Here is a 14,205-nt window from a genome sequence, read left to right as displayed (position 1 = left end):
ACCTTGCCGCGGATGTGTTTTTATTCATGCACAATTTCGCCGCGTAGCGTATGCGACCGTGCTTCGGTGATGCGCACGTTGACAAAACTGCCCACCAGCGCGGGATCGCTGGCCAGATTGACGACGCGATTGTTATCGGTACGGCCGAAAAACTCGCCGGCATTTTTTTTGGATACACCTTCCAATAACACACGCTGTATCGATCCAACCATCCCCAGGCTGATTTTGCGGGCTTGCTGGTTAATTTGCGCTTGCAAGCGTTGCAGCCGCTCCAGCTTCACTTCCGGTGGCGTATCGTCGGGCAGATCGGCGGCGGGTGTGCCGGGGCGCGGGCTGTAGACAAAGCTGTACGATTCGTCGAAATTCATGTCTTCGATCAGTTTCATCGTCGCGTTAAAATCCGCTTCGGTTTCTCCGGGGAAACCAATAATGAAGTCGGAGGACAACGAAATATCCGGGCGGATCGCGCGCAACTTGCGGATGATCGACTTGTATTCCAGCACGCTGTAGCCGCGTTTCATTGCCGCCAGAACCCGATCGGAACCGGATTGCACCGGCAAGTGCAAGTGGTTGACCAATTTAGGCAGCTGGCTGTAAGCCTGAATCAAACGCGCGGTGAATTCCTTCGGATGAGATGTGGTGTAACGGATGCGTTCAATCCCCGGAATTTCGTGCAGATATTCCAGCAACAGGGCGAAATCCGCAATCTCGCCGTCGTCCATGGTGCCCAGGTAGGCGTTGACATTCTGCCCCAGCAAGGTAATTTCCTTGATGCCTTGATCCGCGAGAATAGCGATTTCGGTCAGCACATCGTTCAATGGGCGCGACACTTCTTCGCCCCGCGTATACGGTACTACGCAGAAACTGCAATATTTGCTGCATCCTTCCATGATCGAAACGAACGCCGTAACCCCTTCGGTGCGGGCAGGCGGCAAATGATCGAATTTTTCGATTTCGGGAAAGGAAATGTCCACTTGCGAGCGGCCGGTGGCTTTGCGCGTTTCAATCAGTTGCGGCAAGCGGTGCAGCGTTTGCGGCCCGAATACCACGTCGACGTACGGCGCGCGGCTGACAATCGCTTTGCCTTCCTGGCTGGCGACACAACCGCCGACGCCGATCAGTAAATTGGGATTGTTCTCCTTCAGATGCCGCACCCGTCCCAGATCATGAAACACCTTTTCCTGCGCCTTCTCGCGCACCGAGCAGGTATTAAACAGAATGATATCGGCCTGCGCCGGATCGTCGGTGGATTCCATGCCATAAGCGGCGTGCAGGACATCGGCCATTTTCTCCGAGTCGTACTCGTTCATCTGGCAACCGAAGGTTTTGATATAAAGCTTGTTACTCACGAATGATTTAGCGCTGGGTTAAAAAAAGAAAAAACGTTTTTTCGGTTTCGGTATCTGTTGCCCTTCGCTTTCCGCTTCCTTGACTTCATTCGGCGTCAAAATCCAGACCCGGTGCAGATTGCCCATTGTATCCAATTGGTAGCGGATCAAACCGATATAGTTCGCCGTCGAGGGCAGAATAATCATATTATCGATCCCGCGGATCTGCCCGCCCGCGCCCATCGTCATTTGCTGCCCATTGATGGTGAAGTGCGGAAAAGCCACCGCTGTCAGGCTGCCCAATTGACTATTGGGAGGAAATTTCCGGGTTTGCTGGCTAAAAGCGGGGTGCGATAGCATGCTCAATACAAAAATCAATAGCAAGGATATCGCCTGCGTTTCTTTCATAGTTTTACTGAATGGCAACAGGATAAAAACAAACGATAAACGGTACGAAACAGGGGTTTGAATCTTGACCGGCGCCTGATGTTTCCGAGGGCCTTATGATACGCTAAAGAGAAATTCCGTATCAACGAATTTGTAGCTTTCACATTTATTGAGATCAATTTATGGGCAATCTCCAGCGAATCTATCAATTGCATCGCATATTGGCATCCCGCACTCTGCCGGTGTCGCACCAAACGCTCGAACAACTGCTGGAATGTTCCCGCGCCACGGTCAACCGCACCATCGAATCGTTGCGGCTGTATTTCAATGCCCCGATTCTCTATGACCGGGAACGCACGGCTATTACTACGAATCGCGCGATGCCGGTCTATTTGAATTGCCCGGTGTTTGGTTTGATGCGCAGGAATTGCACGCGTTGCTGACCATGCAGCAACTGCTGGAACAAATTCAGCCGGGCTTGCTTGCCCTGCAACTCAAACCGATGCAGGAGCGGTTGAAAAAGATACTGGCAACTCAGCAACTGAACGATCCGGATGCGGTCAAGCGCATCCGCATTTTGACCATGTTGAGCAGGCAACCGGCTTTGCAGCATTTTCAGTCTGCCGCCAGCGCGGTGTTGCAACGCAAGCAACTCGACATCGTCTACCACAGCCGCGGCCGCGATCAGCAAACCGAACGCATCGTTTCACCGCAACGTCTTACGCATTACCGCGATAACTGGTATCTCGACGCTTGGTGCCACAAGCGAGAAGCGCTGCGCAGTTTTGCCGTGGAACGCATCGCCGCGTGCCAGATGCTCGATCACACAGCCCGTAACATCAACGACAGCGAACTCAATGGCCATTCCGCTTCCAGCTACGGTATTTTCGCCGGTCAGGCAAATAGCGCCCGGCCCCAAAGCCGGGTGAGGATCGAAATCGCTACAGATTGATTGCATTAGTGTGCGCTTTCATAGCGGTTCGTTTCGGATGTATAGTTCAGGGGTGCGCAAGCGTGCTTTAATCCCGCTGTCAAATCTTCTCTTTTGATTACCTTAATTCCTAATCGCCATCAATTTTAGTGCAGCGGTACGGATTGTACTTCATGGTCATATTTCTACAAGCTTGGCGACCTCGTTGGTGCCCGGTCTCAAAATCGGAAGTAAAACGAAAAAATTAAGCAGCTGCAGCGAGGAAGATTCGATGCTTTGAATCGATGGAGGAGTTGATTTTTATTATCAGTTTGATGGTTTTAATGATGGCGAATCAGGGATTTGAACCCCGGACCAACGGATTATGTTCCGCATATAAAACCATTGTCACACAGCCCTAAATTTGGGAATTTATAAATGGGTGTGACACAAATTTGACGCAATGAATTTGGTATTTTGTTTGATCTGTCATTGCACAAAAACGATATCAATTTTACTCAGTAGAACAAGGTTATGCTTCACGTCGCCAGTCGATCCTTAAGTCTTTGCATGAGATTCATCCGCTCATGCAAAACCGCCAGGATGATTGGCTTTTCTCTGCCTTTTGGCTGCCAATAAAAAATATAGTGATGTTCACAATGCGTAAACAATAAATCTTATCTGTTTTTTAGAAATACTCTTGGTGTGATGCTGCCCTGGGCAATCTCTTGGAATCGTCTTAACAACAAGGCTTCATAATGTTTTGCCTGTTCAATTCCCCACGTATTAACCGTATAAAGGGCGATCGCTTTCAAATCCTCTTCAGCAAGAGCAGTAAGTTCGTAGCCGGGCATTACTTGGTGTTTTCGCTATATACTTCTTGAAAGATTTCTTCTACAGATTTCTTGCTGATTTTTCCGGCTCTAGCTGATTTAATGCGTTCGTCTAAAAGCATTTCCAATTCATTCAAAGCCATGTTCTCATCAGAAGATGTAGGCAGAATTTGAGCAAGCACATATTCTTTAATTGATTTTCCTTGTAAGGCAGCAACAGCCTTAATCTTTTGATGCTGTTCTGGTGTCAGATCGATAGACAAGCGGCTCATGTTATTTCGTCCTTTATTATTGAACAAAAACGAATATAGTATATGATAAACAAATACACAAATGTTCATATGTGTGGATAAAGTAACAACCCTAAGGGATTGGGAAATTTGTATATAACATCTTTATAGATGCAGCAATTTGTCTAGAATGGTTTTGTTTAATGGATACTAATGAAGACTCATTGCCCGTTTCTTTAGAAAACTTCTTAGCTGAGATTCTTCCAGATATTGATTCTGCACTTGCTAAAAATAGTGTACCTCTCCAACAGCGCATTTACCGTGCAACCATAATTTTCACCGAGCATTGTTTAGTCAGCATCGAAGGTGACTCAATAGCTAATTATCATAACAAACCATGGTTTAAAACATTTTTTGAAGCCATATATGCATGGTATGAAAAACGCTATGGAAATACATTGTTTTTATGTAGTGAAAGTACTTTAACTGGTGTGATCTCAATTTTTGATACACCATTTCTCGCCAAGATTCCATTAACTATAAAGGAATCCTCAGATTCGGAAAGCGCTTTTTGGATTTGCTTTCCTATTGAAGTGTTTCCCACAGAGAATTATCTGGATTGGGTAGAACAACCACCGAACTTTGATTCATTAACAATACTCGAGAAAAAACAACTTTCCTCAGACATAGTGACTATTGCCTCGGAGCTTCGGAGGATTTATGTCAATTTCATGACTGCCACTTATCAAAATGAAAGATTAGGTAAACTCGCTCAATGTGTATTACCAAATCTTGAAAAAGGTGCCGCTGAAGTTGCAAAGTGCAATCCGATTAGTTTATCTATGTCGATATGGGATCTGAATTTGGCTTGCGAAATGATTCTTAAAGTAATGCTACTGCAGAGATCTATTGATCCACCTAAAATACACGATGTTTATAAGCTTCATCAGATGATCGCTAGTGCTACATCTATCGAATTAAGCAATTTAGATAAATTCGTATCACTACTACCAAGTGAAAAAATTGCTATAAGACATCGCTATTCAGAAACATCTCCTCCATCACTACAGGATGCAATGTCGATATATCGTGCTGCACTATCTATAGTTAGTGGCTATAGCCATTGTTTGCAAAGAAAGTACACCTTTAACAATGCAAGATTTAAATTTAAATCACTTTTTCAATAGTTTTTATTAGTTAAAAATTACTCTTCTCTTATGGTAACTATAAATTAAGTATCCGATTAAAATGAAATCGCTTCCTGGGTACGCCGATGAATGTACTGCAGGAACTCGGCGGTTGGGAATCGGAAGAGATGGTAAGCAGATATGCACACCTATCGAAACCGCAACTCATGCAACATGTTGAGTTGGTTTCAAATTTTCTTGTTCTTGATGACGTAATTTTGTCACATCAGAAAGAAAAAGCGGTTGGGGATTAATCTAACACTTTGTTTTATTGGTGGCGAATCAGGGATTTGAACCCCGGACCAACGGATTATGATTCCGTGTGTTTTGCTATTTCTTGATGTTGATTGGCGTTCGTGAAATTGTAAAATACAAATAAAAACAACAAAGTTACAAAATGTAGCATATTATTAGTGTTGATTGATATTCCGCTATTCTGATATTATTTCCTTACACCAGCCTTACACGGAAATATTCAAAATGAAATGGGATAACTTCACCGCTGACAGAGTCGCTTCATTCAAGTGCAAAGAGGGTTCCAAGCAATCTATCTTTTGGGATGGAAAACAACCCGGTTTGGGATTGCGAGTCACTGCCAGCGGTGCAAAATCTTACATATTCCAAACCGAACTACACGGCAAAACCTTACGTATAACCATTGGCAATTATCCATCGTGGAGTATTTCAGCCGCACAAGAGAAGGCGGCTAGCCTTAAAGTAATAACTGATCAAGGCGTAGACCCGCGCCAAGTGGAGACAGAAAAGAGAGCTGCAAAAGAGGCAGCAGAAACCGCCAAGAAAGCGCAGGAAACACGCGAAACCGTGACGCTAGCAATGGCATGGGAAAAATATTTGACCGAACGTAAACGGTTCTGGAGCGAACGGCATTATTCCGATCACGTAAACATGATGCAACCTGGCGGAGAAAAGAGAGCGCGTAGCAGCAAATTGACAGTTCCAGGCGTACTAAGATCACTAGCTAATGTGCGTCTTATAGACTTAACCCAAGAACGAGTCCAAGAATGGGCAAACGAAGAGGGGGCAGTAAGAGCGGGACGCGCACGGCTTGCTTTCCGCCTGTTAAAAGTTTTTTTAACATGGTGTGGTGAACACGCAGAGTATCGAGATATGGTAGTAAGCAATGCCGCCAAAAATAAAAAGGCACGCGAGATTTTAGGCAAACCTGAAACAATGAACGGTGCTTTGCAGAAAGAGCAATTGCCGGCATGGTTCAATGCGGCAAAGCAACTGAATAGCCCTGTCATGGCGGCGTATCTGCAAGCCTTGCTTTTGACCGGTTCACGGCCTAATGAAATATCCACCCTAAAATGGGAGGATATAGATTTTCAATGGTGTCACATGACTATAAAGGATAAGGTGGAAGGATTGCGAGTCATTCCGCTGCCGCCTTATTTATCACATTTGCTGGCAATGTTGCCAAGGCGCAACCAGTGGGTATTCAGCGGCAATTCAGCAAGCGGGCACATCATTGATGCGCGCAAAGCGCATGAAAAGGTTTGTGCTATTGCAGGCGTGAAGCTGGATATATATGGATTCAGGCGATCATTCGCTTCTTTTTGCGATTGGGTACAAATGCCCGCCGGTATCTCGGCGCAGATACAAGGGCACAAACCAAGTGCATTGAGAGAAAAGCACTATATCCGCCGTGAGCTTGATTTGTTGCGCCTGTGGCACGTCAAAATTGAGCGATGGATATTAGAACAAGCGGGGATTGAATTTGTACCCACGCAAGCAGGATTGCAGATTGTTAAACAATAATTTTTATTACTTTATATTGATAAGTGTTAATTAACTATTTACAATATTTGCCGATGATAAAAACTTTCCGACATAAAGGAATCGAGACTTTCTTTTTAACGGGTAAGAAAGCAGGGATACAGCCAGCCCATGCCGAAAAATTACGCATATTGTTGACTGCATTGGATAGCGCAAAACAACCGGAAGATATGAACGCGCCAAGCTGGAAATTACACGGATTAACGGGCGATCTTGCCGGACATTATTCCGTTAAGGTTAACGGCAATTGGCGTATGACATTCGCCTTTGAAGGTGAAGATGCTGTTTTGGTCGATTATCAAGACTATCACTAAGGAATTTAACATATGAGCAAAATGCACAATCCAGCGCACCCCGGCGAAGTTTTAAGGGATTGGCTGCCGGAAGAGATGACAGTTACCCAAGCCGCCAAGGAATTGCAAGTTTCACGTGTCACACTTTCCAAGCTATTAAATAAAAAAGCCGGTGTAACCGCTGCAATGGCATTGCGCCTTTCAGCATGGCTTGGAACATCGCCGGACACTTGGCTAGGAATGCAGACGCAATGGGATTTATGGCGGGCAAAGAAGCAACCAAGGCCGAATATTAAACCGCTGGAACGATTACAAGCATAGCAGAGCAACCCCACCCCACCCCTAGCCGACGGGACGAAAAGCGGAGACCTTCACCGCCTGGGGTGACACCTTCATGAAGGGCATTTTTGAAGGAGTGTAATGGATAAATTCGCTGCTCTAAACAATATCGAAAATTATACTGATAAATTCAACGAAACAGGTTTTTTCCCTCATGCAATGCAGGTTTTTATCTTGGCGAATAGTAACAGCTTGCCAATACCAAAAGAGATATTGGACGCAATTGAAAAGGGGTTCGCAGAATGGTGGAAGTGTGACGGTAAGAAGCCACTTGAAGAAATCTTCAACTTGAAAGCAGGAAAAGGAAATACAACCGTACTAGCGAAAGGTTGGAAGAATTTGCGTAACAAAAGACTATTTACGATTATGGCCAAGCTGATGTTTTTGGGCTGGAAAGATAGAGATGCTTCAGAAGTAGCTTGCAGGTGGTTAGAGGAACAATACATAGCGAATCCAGAAAAATACAGGTGGTTAAAACATGCAAATACCGGGAGAAAGGGTGATAACGATACACAAGAAAAGAATTTTCTTTCGTCTGATTCTCTTTTGAAAGAAAAACGTAATAACAAAAAGCTATTCGCAGAATCGCAACGAGATGCAGCGGAAAGTATGATTTTTTGGGACGATCAGAAAAAACAAACGGTTGAAAAATTTTACCGGCAATTAGTTAACGTAAGTATCGAAAAAGAAAATCCGAAAACCACCGAAGAGCTTCTTAAAATATTGGTTAACTGAATCATTCAGCTTTCATTTCACGGAAATATAAAGCATTTCATTTCCGTGACGCTACAAAATATATGTGAATAATAGCGAACTATCTTCAATCAAGCCGAAAGGCAAAGGATAGTTTAACTATGGAAACAACCCCTTCTTCATTAAAGACAATCGGTTCTCATATTCAGCAATTTCCCCCGCTGGAACAGGTAACACGCCCAACAGTCCCAACAGAACAAGCAGCTTATTACTTCAACAGAAGACCCCAAACACTTCGCGCCTGGGCATGCCTAGAAAACGGGCCAATACGTCCATTAAGAATTAATGGTCGTCTGGCTTGGGGAGTAAAAGAAATAAAAAAAGCGCTAGGGCTGGGGGAATAACCATGACCACAAATACAAATGCCCTGCGGGAACAGGGCACTTGCGATACTGCTAATGACGCTGATCTGATTGTACCGCATCAAGATGTAGATAAAAATATTTCTTCGCCAAATTTTGATACTGTGGCAAATGAAACCGACAAAACCGATGAAACCGACTTTTCAACGATCAATAATGAAGAATTCATCAAGGGTATTTTTGGCGAAATAGTAGGAACTGAACGCCCGATTGTAGTCAGCTTTGCTGGAAACCCTGCTACTGTTGGCAAGAATTCATGGTTTGGAAAGCCGTGGATTGAAGGCAAAACGCAGCTACCCGATGACTGTAATAATTACATCAGCTTTGCAACTTTCAAACCGGATGACGATGGCAGATATAGACGGCTAAAAACGCAATTTTCCGGATTATTCGCCGTCATGCTGGATGATATTGGCGTCAAAGTTGCATGGGAGCGCGTCACGCTCGACCCAAGCTGGATGATCGAGACTTCGCCCGGCAATTTTCAAATTGGTTTTATATTGGACGCACTAATCACCGATCCAAAAGAAGCCGACATTTTGCTTAAATCAATCATTGATGCTGGTTTATGTGATCCAGGATCAAATGGAGCCTGCGCAAGAATAGGCCGCACCCCCATCGCTATTAATGGCAAACATAAAAATGCCGATGGCAGTCATTGGCGTTGTCAGTTAAAGGGATGGAATCCAGCGCGTCGTTATTCAGTTCAGCAAATTGTTGACGGTTTGCAGATTGAGCTGAAAGATTATTCGCAACAACGCCGGACGCAAGGCCGGAAGACCAATCAGCAAGCTGATCCGTATCAAGACGATGTTCATATCCCCCGTGCCGATGAAAATCCAATTATCACGGCATTAAAAAATTCAGGCCGCTATAAACAACCTTTAGGCAGTGGGAAGCATGATATTACCTGTCCCTGGGTAAATGGGCATACCGATCAAGTCGATCACGGCAGCGCTTATTTTGAGCCAAACGAATCGTACCCATTAGGCGGCTTTAAATGTCAGCATGGGCATTGTTCTGATCGACGTGTAAGTGATTTGTATGATTATTTTGAAATCAGCAAAAATGAAGCCAGGCATAAACCGATAATTCGCATTCAAGCAGGCGAGATACCGCATATCTGTGATGCGGCTGAGAGCGAAATGGCTAAAACGCTCAGGCATTATCAGCGCGGGGGGATTATCGTCACAATTGCCACCAATCCGGGAACGAAAGAAACAACCGTCAAACCGCTAACTTTATCAAGTTTGACGCGTGTGCTGGCAGGTGTAGCAATATGGCAGCGCTATGATAAACGCGATCAGGCATGGTATGTTTGCGATCCTTCCGAGCGGCATGTCCGAGTATTGCATGACGCAGACAGTTATCCGCATTTGCCAGTTCTGAATGGCATCGCCCGACAACCCTATTTAAGGCCGGATGGCAGTCTGATGATGAATGCTGGCCATGATGCGGTGACCGGCATGTTCGGTGTATTCAATGCCAAAAAATTTAACGTGCCAGATAAACCAACCAAACAGCAAGCGGAACAAGCGCTGGCCGAACTATCCGATCTGTTAAGTGAATTCGCATTTAAAACTGAACATGACCGAGCCGCTGCATTATCAGGTATTCTGACTGCCGTCGTTAGGCCATCATTATCACAAGCGCCGATGTTTCATATAAAGGCACCCAGTATCGCCAGCGGCAAAAGTTATCTATGTGAACTACTGACCGCCTTTGCCACACCACAACGAGGAACACCTCATGCTTTCCCTGCCGAAGATGAAGAATGCCGCAAGCTATTACTGGCTGAATTGCTGACTGCGCCTGCTGTGGTGGAATTCGATAACCTGACAAGTGACCTGATTCCGCATAAGTCATTGTGTACTGCGCTCACCAGTGAATTTATTTCCGGGCGCATACTAGGACAAAGCAAAACCGCTGAAGTCGGTACTCGCACGCTGTTTTTATCCAGCGGGAATAACGTTGACCCCGTGCGCGATATGACAAGGAGAACCGTGACGATTACCCTTGATCCAGCCTGCGAGACACCGGCAACCCGTGATTTTAAGAAACAGCCTGTCAGTGAAACCAGGGCTGACCGTGGTCGATTTGTTTCACTGGCGTTGACTATCGTGCGTGCGTGGATTTGTGCGGGAAAGCCTAAAACTGATTGCAAACCCATTGCCACCTATGCCGACTGGTCGGGTTATTGCCGACAATCTTTATTATGGCTAGGATTACCAGACCCGGCAGCCTGCATCTTTGAATCCATGAGTGACGATCCAGATCGTGAATTATTGGGTGAGTTCTTGCGCGTTTGGTTTGAACGTTTTGGTCATGCCCCTACCTCGGTTAAGGATGCAACCAACCGATTATATTCAAGTGATGACCTGCAAGAAATCATTCAGGATATCGCAGGTGAGCGCGATGGTAGTGTAAATCGTAAACGTCTTGGATGGTGGATCAAACGCCATGCGCGCCAAGTAGTCAACGGCTTGCGGTTAGTACAAGACACCGCAACATATAACGCAGCCAAATGGAAGGTGGAATCGGTTTAGTCGGTTTAGTCGGTTTAGTCGGTTTAGTCGGTTTAGTCGGTTTAGTCGGTTTAGTCGGTTTTATTCCGGCAGTTTGCGAAAAGTGTCACATGAAAAATAATAACCAGGAAGATGAAGCATTCTTCGGGATGTTTTGTCCTGCTGGTTTTTTATATCAGCGATTAAGTATGTCATTTGGCACAGATTGACACTACACTATGCGAACTTTTTAAACCTACTAAAAACATGACCGAAGAACAACGCCGCCAGCTTCAGCAACAGCTTTGGAACATCGCCAATACCCTGCGCGGCAAGATGAATGCGGATGAATTCCGTGATTACATTCTGGGGTTCATTTTTTACAAATACCTGTCCGAGAAAGTGGTGCGTTTTGCCGATTCGATTCTGGAACAGGATGGATTGAAGTTTGCGGCACTGGACGAGCACACCGAAGACGGCGCGGAAATCGTGCAAGCGGTGCACGATGCCGCCGTGTCCGAGCTGGGTTACTTTCTGAAGCCTTCCGAGCTGTTTCACGCCATTGCGATGAAAGGCAACAGCCAAGCGGATAGCGATGCGGATGGCGAACAGTACAATTTCATTCTGCCCGATCTGACGCGCATCCTGAAAAACATCGAGCAAAGCACGCTGGGCACCGATAGCGCGGACGATTTCAGCAATTTGTTTGAAGACCTGGATTTGACCTCTTCCAAACTGGGTGCCACCGAAAAAGCCAAAAATGCGCTGGTGACCAAAGTGCTGGTGCATTTGGACAAAATCGACTTCAGCCTAGCCGATGGCACGGCGGACGTGCTGGGCGATGCGTATGAATACTTGATCGGCGAATTTGCCAGCGGCGCGGGCAAAAAAGCCGGTGAGTTTTATACTCCGCAGCCGGTTTCCACTTTGCTCGCCAAACTGGTGACCGCGCAAAATAAGAACATCAAAAAACTGTACGACCCAACTTGCGGCAGCGGTTCATTGCTGTTACGCGTCAAACGCGAAGCCGATCACGTCGACAAGATTTACGGCCAGGAATTGAACCGCACCACGTACAACCTCGCGCGCATGAACATGATCCTGCACGACGTGCATTACGCCGATTTCGACATCTGCCAGGAAGATACGCTGGAACACCCGCAGCACCGTGATCTGCGCTTCGATGCGATTGTCGCCAATCCACCGTTTTCTGCGCATTGGAGTGCCAACCCGCTGTTCATGAGCGATGACCGCTTCAGCGTGTACGGCAAATTGGCACCGAGTAGCAAAGCCGATATGGCATTCGTGCAGCACATGGTTTACCAGCTTGCGGAGGATGGCGCGATGGCCGTGGTATTGCCGCATGGCGTGCTGTTCCGTGGCGCGGCGGAAGGCCATATCCGCCAGTATCTGATCGAACAAATGAACTGCCTGGATGCGGTGATCGGCTTGCCTGCCAATATCTTCTACGGCACCAGTATTCCGACCTGCGTGCTGGTATTCAAGAAATGCCGCCGCAACCCGGACAATATCCTGTTCATCGACGCCAGCCAGGCATTCGACAAAGTCAAAACGCAAAACATGCTGCGCCCGGCGCATATCCATAAAATCGTCGAAGCGTATCTGGCGCGCACCGGTCAGGACAAATTCAGCCATGTCGCCAGCCTGGAAACTATCAAGGCCAATGATTACAACCTGAACATTCCGCGCTATGTCGACACGTTTGAGGCTGAAGCGGAAATCGACCTGAACGCGATTGCCGGACAGCTCAAAGCGCTGGAAGCACAAAGCCAACAGACGGATGCGATCATTGCGGCGTTTTGTCAGGAACTGGGGATTACGCCGCCGTTTGCGGAATCAGGGAAATAAGCATGGATGTGCCACGGCTACGGTTTGATGGGTTCTCAGAAAACTGGATTAAAAATACAATTCAATATTTTATTGATAATAAATCAATAATTGGTCATTTGGATGGAAATCATGGCGCTTTATATCCAAAAAGTAATGAATTTTCAAAAGCTGGAATTCCCTATATTACTGCGAATGATTTTATAACTGGAAGAATTGATTTTAATAAATGTAAATATCTTCCAGAGGCAAAAGCAAAGCTATTTAAAAAAGGGATTGCAAAAAATGGTGATGTTTTGTTTGCTCATAATGCAACTGTGGGGCCTTGCGCTATTTTACGAACGAGTTTTAGTTATGTAATACTCAGTACGACAGCAACGTACTACAGATGTGATCTGAATAAAATTAACAACATATTCTTGTTATATTTTTTTCAGTCTGATTTTTTTGTTTCTCAGTACAGCAGCATAATGTCTCAATCCACAAGAAATCAGGTACCGATAACTACCCAACGAAAATTATCGTTAGCATTACCAATTCTTCCAGAACAAACCAAAATCGCCAATTTCCTCACGGCAATCGATGAAAAAATCACCCAGCTCACGCAAAAATGTGACTTATTAGCGCAATACAAAAAAGGCGTGATGCAGCAGATTTTCAGCCAGAAGTTAAGGTTTAAGGATGATGATGGGCGGGAGTTTCCAGATTGGGAAAGTGGTTTACTTGGAGATTTTTCTGAATTTATACAATCCGGGAAATCTAATAAGAGAAACGAAAATGGCGATTTTGTTCTTTATGGTTCAACTGGTGAAATTGGATTTTGTAGTCAGTTCGATTATCAAGGAAAAAATATATTAATAGCACGGGTCGGTGCAAACGCTGGTTATTTATATGAAGTTGATGGCAATTATTGTGTGTCCGATAACACGCTTATTATTCATTTAAACAAGCCCAACAATTATTCATTTTTTTACAATCTACTTAAATTCTTAAACTTAAATAAGCTTGTGTTTGGTTCAGGCCAACCATTAATTACTGGCGGACAATTAAAAAATCTCAATATACTTGTTCCATCAATACACGAACAAACCAAAATCGCCAACTTTCTCACCGTCATCGACAACAAAATCGCCCAAGCGCAAGCCCAGCTTGATGCCGTGAAGCGCTACAAAAAAGGCTTGTTGCAGCAGATGTTCGTTTGACGATTTGCTTCCTGCTGCGGTTGTGTTTATACTTTAGTTTAAACATTTGGTGGGTGGAGCATAATCATGAAAGACGTTATTCTGGACATTAAACAATGGGGCAATAATCTTGGGGTGCGCTTGCCCGCTGCGATTGCACGGGAAGCGCATGTGCACGTGGATCAACGAGTGAAGCTCACCGCCTCCAATGGCCAGATCATCATCACGCCGGTGCGGGATGAACCACTGACCC

Annotated in this window: 18 protein-coding genes; 14 read left to right on the top strand and 4 right to left on the bottom strand. The window is 45.5% G+C overall.

The window, feature by feature from the left end:
* Positions 1-20: 20 nt before the first annotated feature.
* On the bottom strand, positions 21-1,349 hold the full coding sequence (miaB, locus tag BLU57_RS00085; RefSeq protein WP_090314755.1) for a tRNA (N6-isopentenyl adenosine(37)-C2)-methylthiotransferase MiaB: 1,329 nt from the start codon (positions 1,347-1,349) through the stop codon (positions 21-23).
* Between the two features lie 18 nt (positions 1,350-1,367).
* The gene (locus BLU57_RS00080; RefSeq protein ID WP_090314754.1) at positions 1,368-1,736 is read right to left on the bottom strand and encodes a hypothetical protein; all 369 of its coding nucleotides are present in this window, start codon (positions 1,734-1,736) and stop codon (positions 1,368-1,370) included.
* Positions 1,737-1,897: 161 nt separating this feature from the next.
* Here BLU57_RS00080 and BLU57_RS00075 point away from each other — a divergent pair, with 161 nt between their 5' ends.
* A complete protein-coding gene (locus BLU57_RS00075; RefSeq protein WP_090314752.1) occupies positions 1,898-2,158 on the top strand; it encodes an HTH domain-containing protein in 261 nt (86 codons plus the stop codon).
* On the top strand, positions 2,113-2,667 hold the full coding sequence (locus tag BLU57_RS00070) for a helix-turn-helix transcriptional regulator (RefSeq protein ID WP_143065032.1): 555 nt from the start codon (positions 2,113-2,115) through the stop codon (positions 2,665-2,667). The genes BLU57_RS00075 and BLU57_RS00070 overlap by 46 nt, the downstream gene beginning before the upstream one ends.
* Before the next feature lie 635 nt (positions 2,668-3,302).
* On the opposite strand, the gene BLU57_RS16165 is transcribed toward BLU57_RS00070, so the two are convergent.
* Together BLU57_RS16165 and BLU57_RS00060 are read right to left on the bottom strand one after the other, a co-directional pair.
* Positions 3,303-3,479, bottom strand: a complete 177-nt coding sequence (locus BLU57_RS16165; protein WP_218131607.1) for a type II toxin-antitoxin system RelE/ParE family toxin — start codon at positions 3,477-3,479, stop codon at positions 3,303-3,305.
* Positions 3,479-3,730, bottom strand: coding sequence for a type II toxin -antitoxin system TacA 1-like antitoxin (locus BLU57_RS00060; RefSeq protein ID WP_090314748.1), 252 nt, complete (start codon positions 3,728-3,730; stop codon positions 3,479-3,481). The genes BLU57_RS16165 and BLU57_RS00060 overlap by 1 nt, the downstream gene beginning before the upstream one ends.
* Positions 3,731-3,891: 161 nt before the next feature.
* Here BLU57_RS00060 and BLU57_RS00055 point away from each other — a divergent pair, with 161 nt between their 5' ends.
* From BLU57_RS00055 to BLU57_RS00005, 12 genes are all read left to right on the top strand, one after another.
* Positions 3,892-4,875: a HEPN domain-containing protein gene (locus BLU57_RS00055; RefSeq protein WP_090314746.1), complete on the top strand. Its 984-nt coding sequence runs from the start codon at positions 3,892-3,894 to the stop codon at positions 4,873-4,875.
* A gap of 86 nt (positions 4,876-4,961) precedes the next feature.
* Positions 4,962-5,129 (top strand): site-specific integrase, encoded by a 168-nt coding sequence (locus tag BLU57_RS15720; protein ID WP_256206051.1) that lies wholly within the window; start codon positions 4,962-4,964, stop codon positions 5,127-5,129.
* 226 nt (positions 5,130-5,355) lie between these two features.
* The gene (locus BLU57_RS00050) at positions 5,356-6,654 is read left to right on the top strand and encodes a tyrosine-type recombinase/integrase (RefSeq protein ID WP_090314744.1); all 1,299 of its coding nucleotides are present in this window, start codon (positions 5,356-5,358) and stop codon (positions 6,652-6,654) included.
* A 53-nt stretch (positions 6,655-6,707) separates the two neighbouring features.
* A complete protein-coding gene (locus BLU57_RS00045; protein ID WP_090314742.1) occupies positions 6,708-6,986 on the top strand; it encodes a type II toxin-antitoxin system RelE/ParE family toxin in 279 nt (92 codons plus the stop codon).
* Positions 6,987-6,998: 12 nt separating this feature from the next.
* Positions 6,999-7,286, top strand: a complete 288-nt coding sequence (locus BLU57_RS00040; RefSeq protein ID WP_090314740.1) for a HigA family addiction module antitoxin — start codon at positions 6,999-7,001, stop codon at positions 7,284-7,286.
* Between the two features lie 99 nt (positions 7,287-7,385).
* Positions 7,386-8,039, top strand: a complete 654-nt coding sequence (locus tag BLU57_RS00035) for a hypothetical protein (protein WP_090314738.1) — start codon at positions 7,386-7,388, stop codon at positions 8,037-8,039.
* Positions 8,040-8,158: 119 nt separating this feature from the next.
* The gene (locus BLU57_RS00030) at positions 8,159-8,401 is read left to right on the top strand and encodes a hypothetical protein (protein WP_090314737.1); all 243 of its coding nucleotides are present in this window, start codon (positions 8,159-8,161) and stop codon (positions 8,399-8,401) included.
* A 2-nt stretch (positions 8,402-8,403) separates the two neighbouring features.
* Positions 8,404-10,965, top strand: a complete 2,562-nt coding sequence (locus BLU57_RS00025) for a hypothetical protein (protein WP_218131606.1) — start codon at positions 8,404-8,406, stop codon at positions 10,963-10,965.
* Positions 10,944-11,153 (top strand): hypothetical protein, encoded by a 210-nt coding sequence (locus BLU57_RS15950; RefSeq protein WP_090314735.1) that lies wholly within the window; start codon positions 10,944-10,946, stop codon positions 11,151-11,153. Before BLU57_RS00025 ends, BLU57_RS15950 begins: the two co-directional genes overlap by 22 nt.
* A gap of 37 nt (positions 11,154-11,190) precedes the next feature.
* The gene (locus BLU57_RS00015) at positions 11,191-12,792 is read left to right on the top strand and encodes a type I restriction-modification system subunit M (RefSeq protein WP_090314732.1); all 1,602 of its coding nucleotides are present in this window, start codon (positions 11,191-11,193) and stop codon (positions 12,790-12,792) included.
* Positions 12,793-12,794: 2 nt separating this feature from the next.
* On the top strand, positions 12,795-13,973 hold the full coding sequence (locus BLU57_RS00010) for a restriction endonuclease subunit S (protein ID WP_090314731.1): 1,179 nt from the start codon (positions 12,795-12,797) through the stop codon (positions 13,971-13,973).
* A 66-nt stretch (positions 13,974-14,039) separates the two neighbouring features.
* The coding region (locus BLU57_RS00005; protein ID WP_090314729.1) for an AbrB/MazE/SpoVT family DNA-binding domain-containing protein at positions 14,040-14,205 on the top strand (166 nt) is incomplete at its 3' end.

The sequence above is a fragment of the Nitrosomonas oligotropha genome, from assembly GCF_900106555.1.
Taxonomy (GTDB): Bacteria; Pseudomonadota; Gammaproteobacteria; order Burkholderiales; family Nitrosomonadaceae; genus Nitrosomonas; species Nitrosomonas oligotropha_A.
Note: the sequence above shows the minus strand (reverse complement) of the source record. Positions and strands in the feature narration are given on the sequence as shown.